This window comes from Pseudomonas sp. GW821-FHT07F01, from assembly GCF_059418825.1.
Window position 1 is genome coordinate 158,796 of the sequence record NZ_JBWKQO010000001.1, and the last position, 20,341, is coordinate 179,136.

The following is a 20,341-nucleotide window of genomic DNA, read 5'->3' on the forward strand; positions in this document are numbered from 1 at the left end:
GAGTAAGACATTGCAAGTATTGTGGTAAGGCCTCTCCATTCGAGAGTGTGCCCGAGTGGTAGTTAAAAACGGTAGGTAAGTTGGGCTGTAAGGCCGTGTGCACTGTTGTCATACTTGGCTTTGTAAGCCGGGACAATTGGGAGTGACAAGCCTGAACCGGTGGTTATATTTCTTCCGGATTGATTGACCGAAGCCGTGCTCTCCCACAAATAGGCGTACGCCACATCGAACGTCATATCAGGAGTGGGCGAGTAACCGGCCCCGAAGGTGATGGTTTTTCGATTGCCGACAGGTGCTCTTACACTGCGGTTGTCATTTCCTGCTGGGGATGGGTCATAGGCAAAACCGCTGCGCAGGACCAGACTATCTGTCAGCTTGTAAGCGGCGCCAATCGATGCGGCAAGGGTATCTTTCCAGTCCATCGTTTCGCTAATCTCTCCGAACATGGCCTCTGCTGGAGCTGACAATCCACTATTTTTTACGTTAAGGCTCTTGATTCGGCTCCAGCGCGTCCACAAGAGTCCGGCATACATCGTCCATTGATCATCAAATTTGTGAGTAATAGACGTGTCAATCGACTCGGGAAGGGTAACATCCAGTTTTGCCGAGTATTCTCCATTTAACGCTTGAGCCAATGTGCCAGGTGTAGGCGTGCCCGTTATTATTGAGAGCGGTGTATTTGGGGCGTTGCTGATCGAGGTATTTCCCTCCATATGCAAATCTACCTTGGAATGATAAGTGAGCCCCCAAGTCGTGTCTTTATCGATGTCTATCATGACACCCAAGTTATAGCCGAGCGCGGTATCATCGCCTTTGATACTGACCCGCGTATCTCTACCCGTACCACCCAGTACGGGTGGAAGTCCGCCGGTATTTAAATCGTTTTCCAACTTGCCCTTGCCGTGGTTGATAGTGGGTCCAAAGCCCACAGATACGTTGTCGCTTATCCTGTAAGCAATCGTGGGTTGAACAGTGACAACTTGTACATTGCTGTAAGAGCCTAAGCCGCGGCCAGCGAAACTACCTTCGTAATCATTGATCAATCCGAAAGGAACATATACGCCGATACCTGTGGAAAAACGGTCATTGATTGGCGTAGACAGAAAACCGAATGGAATGGCACCTATGGGAATAGAGTCCCCCTTATTGGTCCCACCTGGGGAACCGCCCGAAGTTTTGCTGAGATCATCCTTGGCTGAAAACACGGCAACCCCGCCACTGATCTCCGCCCGTTTCAATTTGGTTAATCCCGCAGGGTTTCCGTAAATCGTACTGGCATCATTTACGCTGGATGAACGACCCGCATAAGCAGTTCCAGCGGAGCTTGAGCTTTGTTCGTTTATTGCTAGCCCATTGGCAAAAGCCGCAAGACAATTTGAATAGATAGCAATAGTAAGAAGGGATTTCGGCCAGTGTATTTTCATTGTGTCAACCGTAGGCTGGTTATTGTTTTAATTTGGTCGTTGTACACAGCATGTTTCGCGAGGGCCCCCTCAATTTCTGTTGTCGCTCAGGACGATTCTTGCGCTGAATCAGCTGGCTAGAAAAGGTATCTGAAGGGCTTATAGCAACTCTAGTTGCGTTAAAAACGCATGTCAAGACTATCTGCTGGCTGGACTGTTGTCCTTCGTGTGTGCATGAGCTGTGAGAGAGGGGGAGCACGTGAGACTAATTTTTTTCTTGCGATACGATACGTATCGTCTCAGTATGCGTCGGCAAATAACCAGGCTCAGCCCTACAAGCCTTGCCTCTCCTGCGGGGAGAGGGCACTTGCCTAAACATCCTCCACCTCGGGTTCATCCATGCACTTTCGTTCGCTCTGTCTACTTGCCACCTTGATGTGTGCGGGGTTGATGGCTTCTGGTCAGCTCTATGTAACCATTCCCATCGCCGATGGCATCGCCCAACACTTTGGTGTATCTCCGGAGACGGCGGCACTGGTGGGCACGATATTTGGCGTCGCCTACTCGATGGGATTTCTTCTTTGGGGGCCGGTTTCGGATCGATATGGGCGCCAGATTGTGCTGGTGCTCGGCATCGCGGCGACCAGCGTTGCGACACTAGGCGTAGCCTTCGCGCCAAGTTTTCAGTGGGTACTGATTGCGCGTGGTGTTCAGGGCGTATGTGCCGCCAGCATCGCCCCTATCGGATTGGCAATGATTGGCGAAAGCCTGCCAGTTGCCCTGAGGCCCAGTGGCTTGGCAATGATGAGCTTTTCATTTATCGCGGCCGCCCCCATCGCCCAGATGTATGCTCAGGAAACCCAATTGGCCTTTCCTGCTCTGATGGCTACGGGAGCGGTTAGCTACGCCGCCTGCGCATTTGCTTTGGCTGTGCTGGGTTGGAAACGCAATGATCATGGCGATCACCGTCCCCATCTAGTTAGCAGCAGTATCAGTCTGCTGGTCCGGGATCCGGTCATCCTGACCGCTTGGCTTATCTCGCCGGTGGTGCTTTTCAGCTTCGTTGTATTTCAGGTTTCTCTTCACGGGGTTATTGATACCCAGGGGTGGGATAACGCGTGGATTCGGGGTTTAACCCTATTCGGCATGCTAGGCAGCTTTGTAGCGGGCTCGATCATCAAGAAAGTCGGCGGTATCACCACCACTAGGATTGGTTTGTTTGCCTCGGCCATTGCGCTGGTAATGGCTGCGGTCTGGCAACCTTTGCTACCTGTTTCGGTGATTGTGTTGTCGCTGGGCATCTCTATTACGTTGCCCAGTATCATTTCGACCATTTCGCAGCATGCCAATCATGGTAGTCGCGGATTGGCCATCGCAATCTATTCGTTTTCCGTGTTTCTAGGGGCCAGCCTGGCTCCGATGTTTGTTCACAGGGTGCCCGTGTCTGCGCACAGCGTGTTGTTTCCTCCCGTCGTGTTGTTATTGCTCGCGGCTGCGTGCATAAGCCTTCCTTGGATACGCATTCGGGGGCGTCGGCATCTTAAATAGCCTCTCGCGTATCATGGGGGGGCAGGATTCTCGACATATACCGTGCCGAGACAATCGATACCAGAGTATTCAGATGAGTATTGAGAAGGCAGCCCCAAGGCGGCGCAATCAAGCGACATTGGAGGTAATCCTCACCGCGACTTATGAACTGCTACAGCAAAATGGCTATGATCGGTTGACCATCGAGGGTGTTGCCGCCAGAGCTGGCGTGGGCAAGACCACCATTTATCGCTGGTGGCCCAGTCGAGGAGCACTGGCGGTTGATGCCTTCCTTGCAGTCGTTTCGCCTCAGTTGAGCTTCAATGAAACGGAGTCCGCCAGTGATGATATCCGCCGGCAGGTCAGAAGGCTGGCGGCGGTATACGATGGTGAAGTTGGGAAAATTGTGCGCGAGATGATGGGGTCCGCGCAGTTTGATAGCACGACATTGGCGCTATTCAACGAGGGATATCTCCAACCTCGCAGAATCGCCGCAAAGGCGGCGCTCCAACGCGGCATCGAGCAAGGGGAGTTTCGTGCCGACATAAATCCTGAGCACGTAATCGATGCCCTGTATGGCCCTATTTACTACAGGCTTCTAACTGGAGCATCGATACGGGAAGAGGCCTTTTTATCCACGCTGGAAGCCTATGTACTCGACGGTATCTCTCTCAAGAGTACTACATGTGATCAGCGGGACCTGCGCGACTGAATCAATCTATATAGTTGAAGATGGTTGATCATTGGACTGGAAGAGGAGGTTGCTAAAGCCTTTCTGGTTTTGATGTGCCGATCAGTGAGGTCGACCTTTCCTCGTGGTAAGTAAATCTGTAAATGAAAACGCCCCTCAGAGCGGCTACTAACGGGCCAAAAAAGGTCGCTTGCTGAAGGTCCGCTCAGGCACGGAAAATCACTCAAGTAGCGTCACTATGAAGCCCGAAAGTGTCTAAGCAAATAGGCCGATTCATATAGAGCGAAAAAATTGGTTAACAAGATGGGAGCTCAGGCCAATAAACTCTAGTTATCGATCTTGCTCTCTGAAGATCGAGATAAACCCGCAGATGTGGACTTGTGTTTGCGTGAGTCAAATACCTGCACGTGCGAGACCTCTTTTTAATCTGGAGATTGATGCCGACATTTCTTTTGCTTTTTAGCGATCAAAACGGATCTCCCTCCGACCTCCGCTACCTAAGTCAAGCGTTCTAAATTCGCATGGATATCAGGGAGACAGCTTACGCGCTGAAGATGAAAAGCTCGGAAATTACCGAGTTTACTTGGCCGACCGCCATCATCAGTCGATCAATTTGACAAAAATGGTAGAAGGTCCTCCCGCCAATCATTTGTGTTGCGTGTGGCGCCCGGAACCCTTTCTAAGTTAATAAGGCCGAACAATTCATCGTAAATTTTAGGTTAAAAGCGACTCATGCAAAAGTTGCAGCGCAAGAAACGGAGTTATTCAGCAAGGCAATAGAGTTAATATCGGCTGTGCCATACATGCTTGAGCAAGTAAAGTGATTGTTTTTACGATGCAGGCAAGAGCTTGTGGGCAGAATATTACCTAAATAGATAGAGGCTCAAAGTGAAAGACGTTAATAGCCATGTGATTAGTGAGCCATCCATCTTGTATCTCGGCACTCCCGTGATTTTGAATAGTTCAGTGAACAAGGATGGAACATACAATTTAGCGCCAATATCTTCAGTGTTCTGGCTCGGATGGCGTTGTATGCTTGGCTTTGAAGCTGTGTCTCAAACGGCACAAAACATTATTAGAACAGGTGAGTGTGTTATTAATCTTCCCACATGTAGCATGGTTGAAGTTGTAAATCGCCTTTCAAAATTGACTGCTTCCAATCCGGTGCCATTTGGCAAAGCGCAACGTGGATATAAATATGAAGCGGACAAATTCGGCGCGGCTGGGCTGACTCCAGTTGCCTCGGAGACAGTGGATGCTCCACGGGTGCTGGAGTGTCCTATTCAATTAGAAGCTAAACTTGTGAGAGTTAACTCTGTAATGACGGATGAATATGATTATTCCGTCCATGAGCGTGCTGAAGAATGCACGTTGGAAGGAATCACCTGTCTCGAAATGAGAGTTCAGCGCGTGCATGTGGATCCTTCCATTCTGGTTAAAGACAACCAAAATCGTATCGATCCAAATCTTTGGCGTCCGATGATTATGAGTTTTTGTCGCTACTATGGTCTTGGTTCAGAAATATCTGAATCAAAATTGGCGGAAATTCCAGAAGAGCAATACCGCACTCCGGATGTAGATCGCGCGCGGATCGCCCCAGTGAGACTTAACACAATGCAGATCTAAGGTCGACGTAAGTGTGTCCCCAGATTGAGATTTGGGGATTTCATATCTTGATAACCAAGGTGGGGGCGGTAGTGCCTAAACTAGAATCAAGATGACTTGCAATTGTTTTCTGCTCAAAAAAATCGTCGCATCATAAAGAAAACTCTCATACTTATACTTATGGTAAAAAGTTCTATTTTTTGTTTATAGGCGAATCGCATTAGGGCGCCCTACGATTTTCGTTTAAATAAAATTAGTACGGCGTTTGGCTTTTGGTCGGCCAGATATTTCCATATGCAGCATGACGGATTTCCAGAAGCAAGAATCGGAGTTCCTCAAAGAACGCGCATAGGCAAAGTGGCTCTCAAACGAGGGTGCAATCCCGGCGCGTCACCATAAAGGCTATTTGAGGTAACTATGACCACAAGAATTGCTTCTGCTCAGCGAACGGCAAGAATAGAAAAACAAACGCCTTCACCTTTACTGACTCGTGATCTGATTGAGAGAGGGGGTATCGAGCGGCTTGCTGCAATTGACTCCCCAAATTTGAAGCTACTCACAGACGCCGACAGAAAAGCATCTGTGACCACGATGTTGTCCAAACGGCCACGCGGTGATGTTTGGATCTTCGGCTACGGATCGTTGATCTGGAACCCGGTGATTGATGCTCTGGAAAGGCGCGTTGCCAGAGTCGACGGTTGGCATCGTTCGTTCTGTCTATCCATCACAGCGCTGCGTGCAACAGTGGATCGCCCTGGGTTAATGCTTGCATTGGATCGAGGCGGCTCTTGCTATGGCGCTGCCTACAAATTGTCGGAAGCTCACCTCGAACGTGAATTACTTTTGCTCTGGCGAAGAGAAATGGTCTGTGGGGCTTACGTTCCTCGCTGGGTCGAATTGAAAAGCGTTAATGGAAAACATTTAGGGTGGGCCATTACATTCGTCATTGATGCTAACGCACCCCAGTATGCTGGCGATCTCGACGAAAATACGATAGCGCATCGGTTAGCAACCGCTTCCGGTGGTCTCGGAAGCTCAGCCGACTATCTATTTCGAACCTGTGACGGCCTACAGGCCAACGGTATTTGTGATTCCAAGCTGGAGCACTTGGCTTCGTTGGTGAAGGCTTTATTTACCAAGGATCGTTGCCTGCTGAGTGCCTGAACCACCGATCCAAATTGTATAAATAGAACGCATGAATTTGTTCGAATACATGGGGGATTTTTTACAGGGAATCAGAAAGCTTTTAAACGGCATGCCGCTCCGTCGATTCAATTGAACTTTCAATTTGTGCAGCAAGAATCGGAGTTTCAAATCCTGACCTGGTGCTTATCGTTACACCAAGGTCATCGAATGTTTCGATGCCCTTTTCGAGACTACTTGCGAGGATTGTCGAAATGAGCAACGAAGAACAAAACAAGGCCGTCGTCGGTCGCTGGTTTACCGAGTTCTGGGGCAAGAATCCTAACCTGGCGGTCATTGACGAAATCGCCGCTCCCGACATGCTGCTCCATTACTCTCTGCACGAGCCTCGTCGTGGCCGCGATGACATTAAAGCGTTCATGACCGATTTCCGTAAGGCATTCCCCGATCTCAATTTCTGGGGCACAGCCGACCTGATCGCCGAAGGGGATTACGTAGTGGGTCAGTGGGAAGGTGGTGGTACTCACACAGGCCAGGCTCACGATGACTTTCTCATCGGTGGTCTGCCTGCCGCAACGGGTCGCAAAATGCACTTCACCGGCACTACGGTGCTGAAGGTGATTGACGGCAAAATCGTGGAGGAACGCGGTCTCGATGATGGCGTCGCAGCCCTGACTCAACTGGGACTGATCAAAGCCACGACCACTAACGGTGACGCTTGATACTCTCAAAGCAAGGAGAGTCACTCCATTCTTTTTAAGCGTGGAACACTGCTCCTGATCTGCGCAAGGGGGCCCGCGTTTCTGCCGGCCTTCTTCGCGTTGTGAGTTTCTATTTTGCTTTCCCATTTTCTGAGCTTTTGAGCAGGAAACGGAGCGTCCCCGACCCGTTGTAGATGCAGGTTTTCACTGTTGGCACCTGTATTTACAGTATCCCTTTCTAAACGAACCCAGGACTATGGCCGAAACTGCACAGACTGACTCATTGACGCAATCACTCATTGCTTGGGTTAAGGCAGTAAACCAGGGCGCACTCTCTCCGGCTGCTATCTACTCGCGCCTAGATGAAATGCGGCTTGAACATCTCGTATTGCGGCTTCTGGAAATCGATCCTGAAGAGGCTGTACAGATAGATGCGCTGTCGAACTCCATCTTTCCATTTGAGCGCTCTCCGGAACGCTTTCATGAAGCTTTGCAACAAACCATACGACAACTGAAACTATTTAAGCTCTTTACGAAAACATGCGACGGCGAATATCACCGAAGCGTTTGTCCCTCTGCCTACAACGCGTGCACTGGCGAAAATTATCCGGAAGAAATGGCGCGATGGCGCGCCTATTTTCGGGCTATGTCACCCGAGCAGCAAATGGTAGTTAGCACCATTGTCTGGATGTATCGCTCAGGCCCCGATTCGATTTGGCTGCGCCGAGTTCCCTGTACGTGGACGGCTTCTGAAGCGCTGCACTACATGCATGACGCGGGTTGTCTCTCGTTGTGGCTGCAGCTCATCGGGAGGTACCCAGGCTGGTAGCGAGCCAAAGAATTTGACCGCAAGGGGCGGAGTTTCAAGGGCGAGAGTGATTCCTAGACTGAGCTCACTCCCCAATCGATAAGAGCCAAGGGCATGAACACTCAGTCCCGTTCTCCTTTCCAGTACAACTTCCGCGCCCCGGGCAGCCAAGTGGAAGGCCCCATTCAATTCGCCGTAAGCCAATCAGCGATGGGTAAGCTTCTTATCGGTCGTAGCTAGCGAGTCATATGCACTATTTTTCTCGGCGAAGACGCGCAAGAACTGCGTGAGCAGCTCGCGGACGAATTTCCGAATATTGAACTGCAAGCTGACCAAGTTTCTCTAGAACACGAACTCGAACTGGTCATCGATTGTCATCGACAAACAGATGGCCGCAGGTGTTATCAATCTCGATGTTGGCGGTACCGTTTTTCAGCAGAGAGTTTGGCAGGCGCTTTGCGACATCCCGACAGGCAAGACATGCAGCTACAGCGATGTGGCACGCGGCCTAGGTGCGCTAGAAGCAGTTCGCGCCGTAGCGGGAGTCTGTGCAGCCAACGTGCTGGCCATTGCCATTCCTTGCCATCGCGTGGTGCGTCGTGACGGTTCGATCTCCGGCTACCGCTGGGGTAGTGCGCAGCATTTCGGCAGCCAGCGCATCAATTTCACTTTCCGCAAAGCGGGATGAATTTGAAAATTCAGAAGCAAGGTTCGGAGTTTCTCATCGCTGTGACGTCGCTAGAGTGGTGGCAGTAGACGAGGTTACGAATGAACAGAACATCCACAGACCAGATGCAAGGGCTCCATGAAGAGCGTCGCCAGGTCGAAACGTATTGCCAATCGCTGGTGAGTGCCGGGGCGGCGCAATGGCGGATCAACGAGAGCGGTGATACCGAGTTGCATCTGAAAAGCGGGGAAGCCTTTTTTTTCGGCAATGTGGGTGTGACCCGTTTGAAGTAGGCAATCCGATGCCACGAAGTCGATTAAATAAGGAATGCATCATGAAACTGTTTCTGAGCCATCTGGATTCGCCCTTGGGCGCCATACTGCTCGTCACCGATGCAAATAACACTGTGCGTGCACTCGATTTCGTCGACCACCAGTCAAGATTACAGCGCGTTTTACGCCAGCACTATGGCGAGGTGGCGCTGACTGAGAAGCAGGCTCCAACAGAGATCGCTGATGCACTTGCTCGCTATTTCCAGGGTGAATGGGAGACGCTAAGTTCGCTTCGAACTGCAACTGCCGGTTCGGAACTGCAGCGTGGCGTTTGGGCTGCACTTCGCCGAATCCCGGCGGGCCAGACTACGACGTATGGAAAGATTGCCAAGGATTTGGGATTTGATGATCCGCGTGCTGCCATCCAGGTAGGAGCGGCAAATGGCTCCAATCCGATAGCCATCATCGTGCCGTGTCATCGGGTGATTGCCAGCAATGGAGACCTCAAGGGCTATGCCTGGGGCCTGCATCGCAAGCGTTGGCTGTTAGGGCATGAAAAGGCTATTGCTCAGCAAGAAGAGCCGCAGACCGCCATGCTGCTGGGGTTATGATTTTGAGCAAGACCATAGCGGACGAGCTGTCACCGCACGCATTTCAGAAAGCTGCTCTGTTCTTGTCCGAGATGGACGAGGACTGGGCTCGTCATATCGCCGTTATTGGCCCCTGCCGGCATGAGGCCAAGCCTGCCCGCGAGCCCTATGAAGCATTGATAAGGGCCATCGCCTACCAGCAATTGCATGCCAAGGCAGGTGATGCGATTTTGGGCCGCCTGTTGGCGTTATATCCGGACACGTCCTTTCCAACGGCGGAACAATTGCTGGCGAGCGAACCAGAAGTTCAGCGCGCCTGCGGCTTCTCGGCAGCAAAGTTGGCGACCATACGCGGTATTGCTCAAGCAGCTGTAGAAGGCGTTGTACCTAACCTCCAAGAGGCCCGACATCTGTCCGACTCGGCCCTAGTCGAGCGCCTGACTTCATTGCGTGGCGTAGGCCGGTGGACTGTCGAAATGTTCTTGATCTATTCGCTGGAACGTTCCGACATTCTGCCGGTGGATGATTTCGGTGTACGGGAAGGTTACGGTCGCCTGAAACGATTGGATAAGGCACCTACACCACGTCAGATGCGTGAGATTGGTGAAGCTTGGAGTCCTTTTCGGACAGTCGCTGCTTGGTATCTATGGCGTTTGACCAGTCGATAAACATCGGCCGCAAGAATCGGAGTTCTTGCGGCTGAACTCCCTCATATCCTGACCCTAAAGGTTGTTGAAGAGAGGGTTTCTGCCATGAGTACTACCATTGCATATGCGACTGAAGACGATCGCTGGAAAGCCGTGCAGGCGCGAGATTCCGCCGCTGACGGACATTTCGTCTACGCCGTGCGCACTACAGGCGTGTACTGCCAGCCGAGCTCGACGACACGGCTACCCAAGCGTGAGAATGTAAAATTCTTTGATTCGGCCAAAGCCGCCGAAGCGGCGGGTTACCGGTGTAGTCGGCGCGCCAGTGGCGACCAAACGAGTGCCGCCGCTACCCGCGCCGAATTGGTTGAGCGCGCGTGCCGATTGATTGAGGCATCGGAGACACCTCCCTCATTAGAGGGGCTGGCAGCTGATGTGGGCATGAGTCCCTTTCACTTTCACCGCCTGTTCAAGGCCGAAACCGGACTAACGCCCAAGGCATACAGCTCGGCTTATCGAGCTCGAAAGCTGCGTGAAGAACTGAGCAGTCCAGAGGCGTCCATTACTGAAGCCATCTACGGTGCGGGCTTCAATTCCAATAGCAGGTTCTACGAGGCCTCCGATCAGTTGCTGGGCATGCGTGCGCGAGACTATCGAGCGGGTGGTGCTGGAGCGATCATTCGCTTCGCGGTGGGCCAATGCTCGCTGGGTGCGATTTTGGTAGCTCAGAGTCAGCGCGGTATCTGCGCCATATTGTTGGGTGACGATCCAGATCAGTTGGTGCGTGACCTACAAGATCAGTTTCCTAGGGCAGAAATCATCGGTTGCGACGGTGAGTTCGAGCAATTGATTGCCCAAGTAGTTGGATTCATCGAAACGCCTTCGATCGGGCTGCATCTGCCATTGGATGTACAGGGTACGGCATTTCAGGAGCGCGTCTGGCGCGCGCTGCGTGAGATCCCTCCGGGAACGACCGTGAGCTACACCGAAATTGCCGAACGCATCGGCTCACCCAAAGCCGTACGCGCTGTGGCTCAAGCCTGCGCAACGAATCACATCGCCGTTGCCATTCCTTGTCACCGCGTCGTGCGACGTAATGGTGATCTGGCGGGCTACCGATGGGGTGTAGATCGCAAGCGCGAGCTTTTGCATCGCGAAGCCTCTGTCTAAGGAAGGGATGACCATGCCTGAACTCAATAAGATACTTGATCGTCTGGACTGGATGGATGTCAGCCTGCAACTCGATGCCGAGGGCTTTGCTGTTCTACCCGGTGTGTTAGGCGCAGAAATGACGAGAGGCCTGGCTCAGCAAGTCACAGCCTCGGGTATCCGTCGAGTCACTTTGGAATCCATCGATTTGGGGCGCGGTGAATTGCTGTACTTCGACACAGGCTTGCCAACACCGCTGCACACGTGGCGCACAGTTCTGTATCGCCGCCTGGTAGTCATCGCCAATCGCTGGAACGAAACCTTGGGCATCGATTATCGCTTTCCGGCCGAGCTGGATGATTTTGTGCGGCACAACCGAGAGTCTGGTCAGACACGGGGACAGTCCCATCTGAACAGGCTTGGAGTGGAAGACCATGTATCACTGCATCAGCGAAATGATGGTGAGCTTCTTTTTCCCATGCAGATCGTGGCGCTGGTGTCAGAGCCTGGTTCGGACTTTAAGGGGGGCGAATTCGTGATGACAGAACAACGCCCTCGCATGCAGTCGCGCCCAATGGTGGTACCACTCAAGCTCGGTGACGTAGCCATCATCACCACTGCAGAACGACCCTTCAGGGGCACCAAAGGCTATTACCGCGTCAACTTAAAACACGCCATCAGCCGAGTGCGCTGGGGTGAACGCATTGGATTGGAATTGTCATTCCACGATTCGAATTGATACCGGCCGGAGTCGTGAATGCGGACATCAAATAAGACGTTCACCCTTGTTGGGCCCAACGGTAAGACTTACTCAAGCCTCCTGCCTGGCTCGATCGGAGGACATCGCGGTAGCAAGCTGTACGGTCGCCTTGACTGCCGTGCTGCGCAGCAGGCGATTGCTCGCGGTGGATATGTGAAATATCGCGTTTTCTTTGCCGATCAGACTACCGCAATTGCCGCCGGCTACAGGCCGTGCGCCGTTTGCATGCCTCAGGAATACGCGATTTGGAAAGAGAGCCAGGCCGCGCATTTGAGTGGCGCCCGAAAAGAGACAACCCTATGAGCTCGCTACTGTTCAAGCCCTCAGGCGCGGTAAACCACATGTTGCACGAATCGACCAAAACTCGAGTTCAATCAATGAACTGGAATCAAGTCGAAGAAAGTCTGGGACGCGATGGTTTTGCAGTGCTGCCTTCGCTACTGACACCTACTCAATGTGAAGAGCTTGCGGGCTACTTCTTTGAAGAGACCCGCTTTCGCAGTCGCATCGTGATGGAGCGCTACGCATTCGGCCGGGGCGAATATAAGTACTTCAGCTATCCGTTGCCCGATGAAGTCGGCCGCCTACGCCAATCGCTTTATCCTCATCTCGCGCCTATTGCTAATCGTTGGCATGCCGCAATGCGAATTGAAGAGCGCTTTCCTGCAACTCATGAGGAATTTCGGGAAGTCTGTCATGCCGCAGGCCAGCGTCGGTCGACACCACTCCTACTACGATACCTGGCAAATGATTATTGCTGTCTGCACCAGGACCTCTACGGAGATCACGTATTTCCTTTCCAAGTCATATTCCTGCTCAATGAGCCAGGGCGCGAGTTTGGGGGGGGAGAGCTTTTGCTCACAGAGAGTGATCCGAAGAAACCCGGACGAGCAGAGGTGGTGCCTATACGCCAAGGAGACGCCGTGGTGCTCGCAGTAAACAATCGTCCGGTACGCTCTACACGTGGGCACTACCGTGTGGGCCTACGTCATGGTGTTAGTCAGCTGGCTTGGGGACAACGACATACTTTGGGAATCATCTTTCACGATGCTAAATAACCTGGATAGTCTCTCACTGTCGATTGGCCGCTATCGGCCAGGAGTTGCCGCTCATAAGCGGCAGTTTCCGCAGTCAGTCAACCGACGATCAATCCTGCAGAGCTTGGACAGTCGAACTTCCCATACTCGCGAGAAAAATGCCGATATCCCGATTAGACCGCAGACAAACCACGCGGCAAGCTGATGGCGCTGTTGCCACAAGTTGCTGCATTTTTTCTCGCGCTGATTTTTTCGTCCGCCACATGAATCTAAAAAACTCCGGCAGGTTCGCCAGCAGTTCGGGGCAGTTCTCCGGCAAGTCGGGCCGAGACTGACCGCGTTGGAGCAGCGTTCTGCGCAGTACGCGCAAGAATCGAAGCGTCGCCGAACGATCAATCCATATCAAAAGATCGGCACGGGCCACCCGGTTGTCCCAAGTGGCTGAATGGCCACCTTCGAATATCCAGCGATCTCGAGCCTCTACATCGAGACAAAGCCGCGTCTTTTCGTCCGGGCTTCGTTCGATCCACCCTGGCTGCCAATGGATAGTGTCGATATGAACGACCGGCAAGCCCGTGCGCTGACCAAGCTCACGCGCCAAAGTGCTTTTGCCTGATCCAGGTTGACCAACAATCATCACCCGTTGCATCGAAGCTCCTTCTCGCTATGCAAGCTGATTTTTTGGGGCGGCGATTTTACGTCAATGCTTACCTCGGTCAACAACAGACGGTCAGCACGGCAGGCAGCTTCTGGTCGACAGAAGTCTTTCACTAAGTGCAGCAATAAATACCTCTACTTAAGCTAAACAGGCGCCGCACAATACGCGGCGCCCATCCACTCAATGCATAATCTGCGCAAGAAACGCCTTAGCCCTCTCACTCTTCGGCGCCCCAAAAAACTCCTCCGGCGGTGCATCCTCCACAATCCGCCCCCCATCCAAAAACAACACCCGCCCAGCCACCTGCCGGGCAAAGCACATCTCGTGGGTTACGCAGAGCATGGTCATGCCGCTATCGGCCAGCTTGACCATCACGTCCAGCACTTCGCACACCATCTCCGGGTCCAGCGCCGAGGTCGGTTCATCGAACAGCATGATCTTCGGCTCCATGCACAACGCCCTAGCAATCGCCACGCGCTGTTGCTGCCCACCGGACAGTTGGCTCGGGTATTTATTCGCCTGGTTCTCTATGCCCACCTTGGCCAGAAAACCCCGCGCCAACTCTTCAGCCTTTTTCCGCGACAACCCGCGCACGGTCATCGGTGCCAGGGTGCAGTTGTCCAGCACGCTCATGTGCGGGAACAGGTTGAAGTGCTGGAACACCATGCCCACTTGGCTGCGCACTTGCGCTGCTTCGCGGGTGTTTTGCGAGAGGTCGGTGCGGTCCACCAGGATCTGGCCTTTTTCGGCGATTTCCAGGCGGTTGATGCAGCGGATCAGGGTGGATTTACCCGAGCCGGAAGGCCCGCAGAGGACGATGCGTTCGCCCTGACGCACCTTGAGGTCGATGTCGTGCAGGACGTGGAAGGCGCCGTAGAACTTGTTCAGCCCGGCAATATCGATCACCACTTCACGCGGGTCGGCAATGGGCTGGGCGGGCGCTTGGCGGGCGGCGGGAAGCGGGGCGGTCTGGGTCTGCATGGCGGTTCTCCGTCGGTCAGTTGAAGCGCTCGGCGCGGTAGGGGGTGGGGTCGGTAAACGGGGTTTCGCCGGTGACCATCTGCGCCAGCAGGTGGCCGCTCACCGGGCCCAGGGTCAGGCCGTGGTGGGCGTGGCCGAAGTTGAACCACAGGCCGGGGTGGCGCGGGGCCGGGCCGATCACTGGGCACATGTCCGGCAGGCACGGGCGGCGGCCCAGCCAGGGTTCGGCGTCGAGGCGTTCGCCCAGGGGGTAGAAGCGGCGGGCCAGGGCTTCGCAGCGGCGCAGTTGGATTTCGTTGATCGGGTCGTCGCGGTCGGCGAATTCGATGCCGGTGGTCAGGCGGATGCCGCCCACCATCGGCGCCAGGACGTAGCCGCCCACCGGGTCGAGGATCGGGTGCTGCAAGCGGGTGCCGGGCAGGGCGGCGTAGTGCATGTGGTAGCCGCGCTTGATCGCCAGGGGGATGCGGTAGCCCAGGGGCTCGAAGATGCCGCTGGCTTGCGGGCCGAGGGCAACCACCACTTCCTGGGCGGTGATCGGGCCGAGTTCGCTCTGCACCTGCCAGCCGCCTTCGATCTGGGTCAGGCTCAGGGCATCACCGATGACGAATTGGCCGCCGCGCTGCTTGAACAGTTCGGCGTAGCCGCGGGTCAGGCCGCCGGGGTCGCTGACGGTCTTGGGGTCGAGCCAGTGCAGGCCGCCGACTACGTCTTGGTGCAGGCCGGGTTCCAGGGCCAGCAGTGCAGTGCGGTCCAGTACCCGGTAGTTGAGCTGGTAGTCGCGCAGGTCGGCGGCGGCGCGTTGGGCGAAGTCGAAGGCCTCCTGGTCGTTGAAGGCTTCGAGCCAGCCGCCGTCGGCGATCAGCTGCAGCATGTTGGCCGGGCGGGCCAGGGCCAGGTGTTCGCTCACGCAGCGTTCGATCAGCGGCAGCATGGCGCGGGTGGCGGCGGCCAGGCCCTTGGGCGAGGAGTGGCGCCAGTATTGCAGCAGCCAGGGGCCGGCCTTGGGCAGGTGGCGCAGGCTGTAGCGCACGTCCGATTGCTGGTTGAGGCCGTAGCGCACCAGCTTGGTCACTTCCCGGGGGAAGGCGTAGGGAATCACGCTGGCGCGTTCGATCAGCCCGGCGTTGCCGTGGCTGGTGCCGTTGCCCGGAGGCTGGCGGTCCAGCAGCACTACTTGGCGGCTGCGGGCCTGCAGGTGCAGGGCGCTGCTGACGCCGACGATTCCGGCGCCCAGGACGAGGGTTTGGCAATGCATGTTTCAGTCCTTATGACAGGGGCCGCGCGGCGGCCCGCTCAAGGGTTCAGTTCAGGTGCCGGCCCAGGCGGCCTTCCAGGTACTTGAGGCTGCGCCGCACTATTTCGACGATCAGCAGGTACAGCACCGCGGCCCACAGGTAGATCTGGAAATCGAAGCTGCGGGAGAAGGCCAGTTTGGTCACCCCCATCAGGTCGTAGATGGTCACCAGGGAGGCGATGGCGCTGGCCTTGATCATCAAAATCAGCTCGTTGCCCAGCGGCCCGATGGCGATCAGCAGCGACTGCGGCAGTATCACTTTGCGAAACGCGGTCCAGCGCGACAGGCTCAGGGCCTTGCAGGCTTCGCGCTGGCCCTGGGCCACGGCCAGCAGGCTGCCGCGCAGGATCTCCGCCTGGTAGGCGGCGGTGTTCAGGGTGAAGGCCAGCAGGGTGCAGAACCACGCATCGCGGAAGAACCACCACAGGCCCACGTCCTGCCAGAAGCCTTTGAACGAGCCCAGGCCGTAATACAGCATGAACAGCTGGGCCAGCAGCGGCGAGCCACGGAAGAAGTACACATAAGCCCCGGTGAAGCGCCGCAGGAAACGATTGCTGGACAGCCGCCCGAGGGCGATCAGCAGGCCGAGCACCGCGCCCAGGCTGAAGGAGATCGCCACCAGCTTGGCGGTCACCAGCAGGCCGTCAATAAAGCGCGGGCCGTAGCGTTCCAGCAGTTCCTGGTTGAGGAACAGGTTCAGCAGGTCATCCAGGTTCATGGCTGCAGGCTCCGTTGCGCACGGTTGAAGCGTCGTTCGAGAAAACTGAACAGGTGCCCGGACAGCGCCGAGAAGAACAGGTAGCCAAAGCAGGCCACGCTGTAGAACAGCATGGGTTCCTTGGTCACGCTGACCGCGAGGTTGGTCTGGCGCATCAGGTCCACCAGGGAAATGGTCGACACCAGGGAGGTGTCCTTGAGCAGCGACAGCCAGTTGTTGGAAAGCCCCGGCAGAGCGATGCGCGTCAGTTGCGGCAGCAGTACCCGGTTGAAGGTGGTGCGCCGCGACAGGCTCAGGGCGCGGGCGGCTTCGTACTGGCCCTTGGGCAGGGTCTTGAACGCGGCCAGCCAGATCTCGCTGGAGAAGGCGGCGAACACCAGGCTGAAGGCGATCATCGCGGCGACGAAAGTGTTGATCGCCACTTCACCGGGGTAGCCCAGGGCGCCGAGGATTTTCTGCGCGGCAATCTGGCAGCCGTAGTAGATGATCAGCAGGGTCAAGAGCTCCGGCAGGCCGCGAAACACCGTGGAAAAGGTCGTGGCCCAGGCCCGCGCCCAGCGGTTTTTCGAGCGCGCGGCCAGGGCTACGGCCAGGCCCAGGGGCAGGCCGATGGGCACGCAGGCCAGCGCCAGGGCGATGGTCACCAGGGCCCCGGCAAGCAGGGCCGAGCCCCAGCCGCCGCTGGCGAAGGACAGGAGTGACAGCTGTTCGAACATGCGCGAACCCTCTGGAAAAATGAACCGTGCAGGGCGCCGCCGCGCTCAAGGGAACGCGGGGCAAGGGCAGCGGCAAAGGCGGGCGGTCAGTAGATGTCGAAGGCGAAGTAGCGGCTGGAGATCTGCTTGTAGGTGCCGTCGGCAACGATCTCGTCCAGGGCCTTGTTCAGGCGTTCGCGCAGGGCGTTGTCTTCCTTGCGCACGGCGATCGAGGCGTCGGCGGTGGTGCCGTTGACGTCGCCGATAATCTTGCAGCAATCCTTGCCGGTGCTTTCAGCCCAGGCCAGCAGCGGGAACTTGTCGGCGATCACCCCGTCCACGCGCCCGGCGGCCAGGTCGCTGTTGGCTTCGTCCAGGGTCGGGTAGAACTTCACGTCGGCACCGGCCGGGCCGTAGTGGTCCTCGGCGTAGATGGCCTGGGTCGAGGAGGCCTGGGCGCCCACGGTGCGGCCCTTGAAGTTGGTCTGGGCGTCGGTGATGTCCGAGTCCTTGGGCACCGCCACCGACAGCGGGGTGCGGTAGTAGTGGTTACTGAAGGCGATCTTCTTCTTGCGTTCGTCGGTGGCGATCATCGAGGCCACCACGGCGTCGTATTTCTTCGCCAGCAGCGCCGGGATGATGCCTTCCCAGTCCTGGGCGACGATCTGGCACTCGACCTGCATCTGCTTGCACAGGGCGTTGGCGATGTCCACGTCAAAGCCGTGCAGCTGGTTGTTGGAGTCCACGTAGTTGAAGGGCGGGTAGGCGCCTTCGGTGGCGATCTTCAGGGTTTCGGCCTGGGCCGTGGAGGCGGCGATGACCAGGGCGCAAGCGCCGGCGAAGCGGAGGACGTTGTTCATGGAGCACCTCGGTTATTTATTGTTTTGGTCGGGCGGACGATGTGTAGCCAACAAACTCGTTATGCAGGGCAGCGGTGGCTTCCAGGCGTTTTTCCACCTCGGGTCCCAGGTGCTTGCACACCTCGTTGACCAACAGGTGCACCAGCGACAGCATGGCCGCGGTGGACTCCCAGAACAGGTTGAATTCAGTGGGCACGCGGAACACCTCGTCGGCGTTCTGCTCGGCCCAGTCGCAGAAGGTGTCGGTGACCAGGGTCACCGGAATCCCGGCCTCGCGGGCCTTGTGGCACAGGGTCAGGGCGTGGCGCGAGTAGCGCCGGGCCTCGAACACCACCAGGGCGCAGTCCTCGGCGGGGCTCAGCAGTACGTCGGCGAAATGCCCGGCGGCGCCGTCCACCAGGTGCACGCCATCACGCAGGTATTGCAGCAGGTGGACCATGGAGGCGGCGATGCCGCGCTCGGTCTGGAACCCCGCCACGTACACCCGGCGCCGGCTGGCCAGGCGCTGGACCACGGTCTGCCAGGCCGGGGTCAGGCTGTATTCGTAGACCTTGACCAGCGCCGCCACTTCCAGCTCGAAGCTGCGGGGCAGGCCCTGGGCCGCCGGGTTGGGCTGCTGGCGAAATTCCTGCAGGCGGTCGCCCACCAGCCACGGGCCTTCGCCGAGGTCGTTCTTCAGGTCGTTTTTCAGATCCTTGAAATGGCTGTAGCCGATGGCGCGGCAGAAACGGCCGACGCTGGATTCGCTGACGCCGAGTTTTTCGGCGATGTCGGCGGCGGTCTGGAAGGGCAGTTCATAGAGGTTGGCCAGCATGTAGCTGGCAATCGCCCGGCCCGACGCGGTGGCGCTGGACAGGCTGCTTTCAAGGCGTTGCTTGATGGGTTGGCTCATGGTTGTTTTCATTCTTGTGGGCCGTTGACAATGGAAAATGAATGTTTTCTGTCATGAAGTCAACATTTGACAGTTAACTGGCGTGACGCGATAGTCAGGCACCTTCCAATAACAATTCCAATGGAGCTGCAATGACCGAAGCGAACCAGGCGACCCTGGCGCAGGCACCCGTCGAGTACCTCGACCTGCCTGCCTTGACCGACTTGCTGCAACGCATTTTTCTTCGCCACGGCACCTCTGCCGAAGTGGCCCGGGTGCTGGCCGACAACTGCGCCCGCGCCGAGCGCGACGGTTCCCACAGCCACGGGGTGTTCCGCATTCCCGGTTACCTGTCGTCCCTGGCCAGTGGCTGGGTGAATGGGCAGGCGCTGCCGCAAGTGGAGGATGTGGCCCCCGGCGTGGTGGCGGTGGACGCCGCAGGCGGCTTTGCCCAGCCGGCCCTGGCGGCGGCCCGCGAGCTGCTGCTGAGCAAGGCCCGCAGCGCCGGAAACGCGGTGCTGGCGATTCGCAATTCCCACCATTTCGCCGCCCTGTGGCCGGATGTCGAGCCCTTCGCCGAAGAAGGCCTGGTGGCCCTGAGCCTGGTCAACAGCATGACCTGCGTGGTGCCCCACGGCGCCCAGCGCCCGCTGTTCGGCACCAACCCGATTGCCTTCGCCGCACCCCGCGAAGGCGCCGAGCCCATCGTCTTCGACCTGGCCACCAGCGCCATTGCCCACGGCGATGTGCAGATCGCCAAGCGCCAGGGCCAGCCACTGCCGCCGGGCATGGGGGTGGACCGCGATGGCCAGCCCACTTGCGATCCGGCAGCGATTCTCGACGGTGGCGCCTTGCTGCCCTTTGGCGGGCACAAGGGCTCGGCGCTGTCGATGATGGTGGAGCTGCTGGCGGCGGCGCTGACCGGTGGCAATTTCTCCTTCGAATTCGACTGGTCGCAACACCCCGGGGCGCAGACGCCCTGGACCGGGCAACTGCTGATCGTCATCGACCCCAGCCACCTGGGCGGCGGGCGTTTTGCCCAGCGCAGCGGCGAGCTGGTGCGGCAGATGCAGGCCGTGGGCCTGGAGCGCATGCCCGGCGACCGACGCTACCGCACCCGGGCCAAATCGCTGGAGCACGGCATTCCCCTGGCCGTTGCCGAACTGGCGCGACTGCGCGCTTTGGCGGCTGAGGCTTAAGGCCTTATCCCTTGGCACCGGGGTCGATAAACCCTTGGTGCTACTCCAGGTAGCGGGCCGGT

Annotated in this window: 23 protein-coding genes; 15 read left to right on the forward strand and 8 right to left on the reverse strand. The window is 56.6% G+C overall.

Going from position 1 to position 20,341, the window contains the following annotated elements; all coding sequences use genetic code 11:
• Positions 1-62 precede the first annotated feature (62 nt).
• Positions 63-1,424, reverse strand: a complete 1,362-nt coding sequence (locus AC07R1_RS00650) for an outer membrane protein transport protein (RefSeq protein WP_495109962.1) — start codon at positions 1,422-1,424, stop codon at positions 63-65.
• A 378-nt stretch (positions 1,425-1,802) separates the two neighbouring features.
• Between AC07R1_RS00650 and AC07R1_RS00655 the strand changes: the two genes are divergently transcribed.
• The 14 genes from AC07R1_RS00655 (at position 1,803) to AC07R1_RS00720 (ending at position 13,021) form a co-directional block, all read left to right on the forward strand.
• Positions 1,803-2,951 carry an MFS transporter gene (locus AC07R1_RS00655; protein WP_342403976.1) on the forward strand — a complete coding sequence of 383 codons (1,149 nt, stop codon included), beginning with the start codon at positions 1,803-1,805 and terminating at the stop codon, positions 2,949-2,951.
• Between the two features lie 73 nt (positions 2,952-3,024).
• Complete coding sequence (locus AC07R1_RS00660) at positions 3,025-3,642, forward strand: TetR/AcrR family transcriptional regulator (RefSeq protein ID WP_401401900.1); 618 nt, start codon at positions 3,025-3,027, stop codon at positions 3,640-3,642.
• Between the two features lie 867 nt (positions 3,643-4,509).
• Positions 4,510-5,247, forward strand: coding sequence for a flavin reductase family protein (locus tag AC07R1_RS00665; RefSeq protein WP_342403978.1), 738 nt, complete (start codon positions 4,510-4,512; stop codon positions 5,245-5,247).
• Between the two features lie 396 nt (positions 5,248-5,643).
• The gene (locus AC07R1_RS00670; RefSeq protein ID WP_495109963.1) at positions 5,644-6,390 is read left to right on the forward strand and encodes a gamma-glutamylcyclotransferase; all 747 of its coding nucleotides are present in this window, start codon (positions 5,644-5,646) and stop codon (positions 6,388-6,390) included.
• Positions 6,391-6,623: 233 nt separating this feature from the next.
• Complete coding sequence (locus AC07R1_RS00675; protein ID WP_495109964.1) at positions 6,624-7,091, forward strand: ester cyclase; 468 nt, start codon at positions 6,624-6,626, stop codon at positions 7,089-7,091.
• Positions 7,092-7,326: 235 nt separating this feature from the next.
• Positions 7,327-7,899, forward strand: a complete 573-nt coding sequence (locus AC07R1_RS00680) for a hypothetical protein (protein WP_401401906.1) — start codon at positions 7,327-7,329, stop codon at positions 7,897-7,899.
• A 367-nt stretch (positions 7,900-8,266) separates the two neighbouring features.
• A complete protein-coding gene (locus AC07R1_RS00685; RefSeq protein WP_401401908.1) occupies positions 8,267-8,566 on the forward strand; it encodes a methylated-DNA--[protein]-cysteine S-methyltransferase in 300 nt (99 codons plus the stop codon).
• Positions 8,567-8,646: 80 nt separating this feature from the next.
• Positions 8,647-8,838, forward strand: coding sequence for a hypothetical protein (locus tag AC07R1_RS00690; RefSeq protein ID WP_495109965.1), 192 nt, complete (start codon positions 8,647-8,649; stop codon positions 8,836-8,838).
• A 41-nt stretch (positions 8,839-8,879) separates the two neighbouring features.
• Positions 8,880-9,428, forward strand: a complete 549-nt coding sequence (locus AC07R1_RS00695) for a methylated-DNA--[protein]-cysteine S-methyltransferase (RefSeq protein ID WP_495109966.1) — start codon at positions 8,880-8,882, stop codon at positions 9,426-9,428.
• Complete coding sequence (locus tag AC07R1_RS00700; RefSeq protein WP_342403985.1) at positions 9,425-10,075, forward strand: DNA-3-methyladenine glycosylase family protein; 651 nt, start codon at positions 9,425-9,427, stop codon at positions 10,073-10,075. The genes AC07R1_RS00695 and AC07R1_RS00700 overlap by 4 nt, the downstream gene beginning before the upstream one ends.
• A gap of 84 nt (positions 10,076-10,159) precedes the next feature.
• A complete protein-coding gene (gene ada, locus AC07R1_RS00705) occupies positions 10,160-11,224 on the forward strand; it encodes a bifunctional DNA-binding transcriptional regulator/O6-methylguanine-DNA methyltransferase Ada (RefSeq protein ID WP_401401910.1) in 1,065 nt (354 codons plus the stop codon).
• A gap of 13 nt (positions 11,225-11,237) precedes the next feature.
• On the forward strand, positions 11,238-11,942 hold the full coding sequence (locus AC07R1_RS00710) for a 2OG-Fe(II) oxygenase (protein ID WP_495109967.1): 705 nt from the start codon (positions 11,238-11,240) through the stop codon (positions 11,940-11,942).
• Positions 11,943-11,960: 18 nt separating this feature from the next.
• The gene (locus AC07R1_RS00715) at positions 11,961-12,266 is read left to right on the forward strand and encodes an Ada metal-binding domain-containing protein (RefSeq protein ID WP_401401914.1); all 306 of its coding nucleotides are present in this window, start codon (positions 11,961-11,963) and stop codon (positions 12,264-12,266) included.
• A gap of 38 nt (positions 12,267-12,304) precedes the next feature.
• On the forward strand, positions 12,305-13,021 hold the full coding sequence (locus AC07R1_RS00720; protein ID WP_495110275.1) for a 2OG-Fe(II) oxygenase: 717 nt from the start codon (positions 12,305-12,307) through the stop codon (positions 13,019-13,021).
• A gap of 88 nt (positions 13,022-13,109) precedes the next feature.
• Here AC07R1_RS00720 and AC07R1_RS00725 read toward each other — a convergent pair whose 3' ends face one another.
• The 7 genes from AC07R1_RS00725 to AC07R1_RS00755 form a co-directional block, all read right to left on the reverse strand.
• Positions 13,110-13,649 (reverse strand): P-loop NTPase family protein, encoded by a 540-nt coding sequence (locus tag AC07R1_RS00725; RefSeq protein ID WP_495109968.1) that lies wholly within the window; start codon positions 13,647-13,649, stop codon positions 13,110-13,112.
• A 189-nt stretch (positions 13,650-13,838) separates the two neighbouring features.
• Complete coding sequence (locus AC07R1_RS00730; protein WP_346625277.1) at positions 13,839-14,639, reverse strand: amino acid ABC transporter ATP-binding protein; 801 nt, start codon at positions 14,637-14,639, stop codon at positions 13,839-13,841.
• Between the two features lie 16 nt (positions 14,640-14,655).
• Complete coding sequence (locus AC07R1_RS00735) at positions 14,656-15,897, reverse strand: NAD(P)/FAD-dependent oxidoreductase (RefSeq protein WP_495109969.1); 1,242 nt, start codon at positions 15,895-15,897, stop codon at positions 14,656-14,658.
• A gap of 46 nt (positions 15,898-15,943) precedes the next feature.
• Complete coding sequence (locus AC07R1_RS00740) at positions 15,944-16,654, reverse strand: ABC transporter permease (RefSeq protein ID WP_072444735.1); 711 nt, start codon at positions 16,652-16,654, stop codon at positions 15,944-15,946.
• Complete coding sequence (locus AC07R1_RS00745) at positions 16,651-17,370, reverse strand: ABC transporter permease (protein ID WP_011060497.1); 720 nt, start codon at positions 17,368-17,370, stop codon at positions 16,651-16,653. The genes AC07R1_RS00740 and AC07R1_RS00745 overlap by 4 nt, the downstream gene beginning before the upstream one ends.
• Before the next feature lie 86 nt (positions 17,371-17,456).
• Complete coding sequence (locus tag AC07R1_RS00750) at positions 17,457-18,209, reverse strand: transporter substrate-binding domain-containing protein (protein ID WP_262214620.1); 753 nt, start codon at positions 18,207-18,209, stop codon at positions 17,457-17,459.
• Positions 18,210-18,225: 16 nt separating this feature from the next.
• Positions 18,226-19,101, reverse strand: a complete 876-nt coding sequence (locus AC07R1_RS00755) for a MurR/RpiR family transcriptional regulator (protein WP_047285528.1) — start codon at positions 19,099-19,101, stop codon at positions 18,226-18,228.
• Between the two features lie 131 nt (positions 19,102-19,232).
• On the opposite strand from AC07R1_RS00755, the gene AC07R1_RS00760 reads away from it, so the two are divergent.
• Positions 19,233-20,279 carry an Ldh family oxidoreductase gene (locus tag AC07R1_RS00760; RefSeq protein ID WP_495109970.1) on the forward strand — a complete coding sequence of 349 codons (1,047 nt, stop codon included), beginning with the start codon at positions 19,233-19,235 and terminating at the stop codon, positions 20,277-20,279.
• The last annotated feature ends 62 nt before the right edge of the window (positions 20,280-20,341 follow it).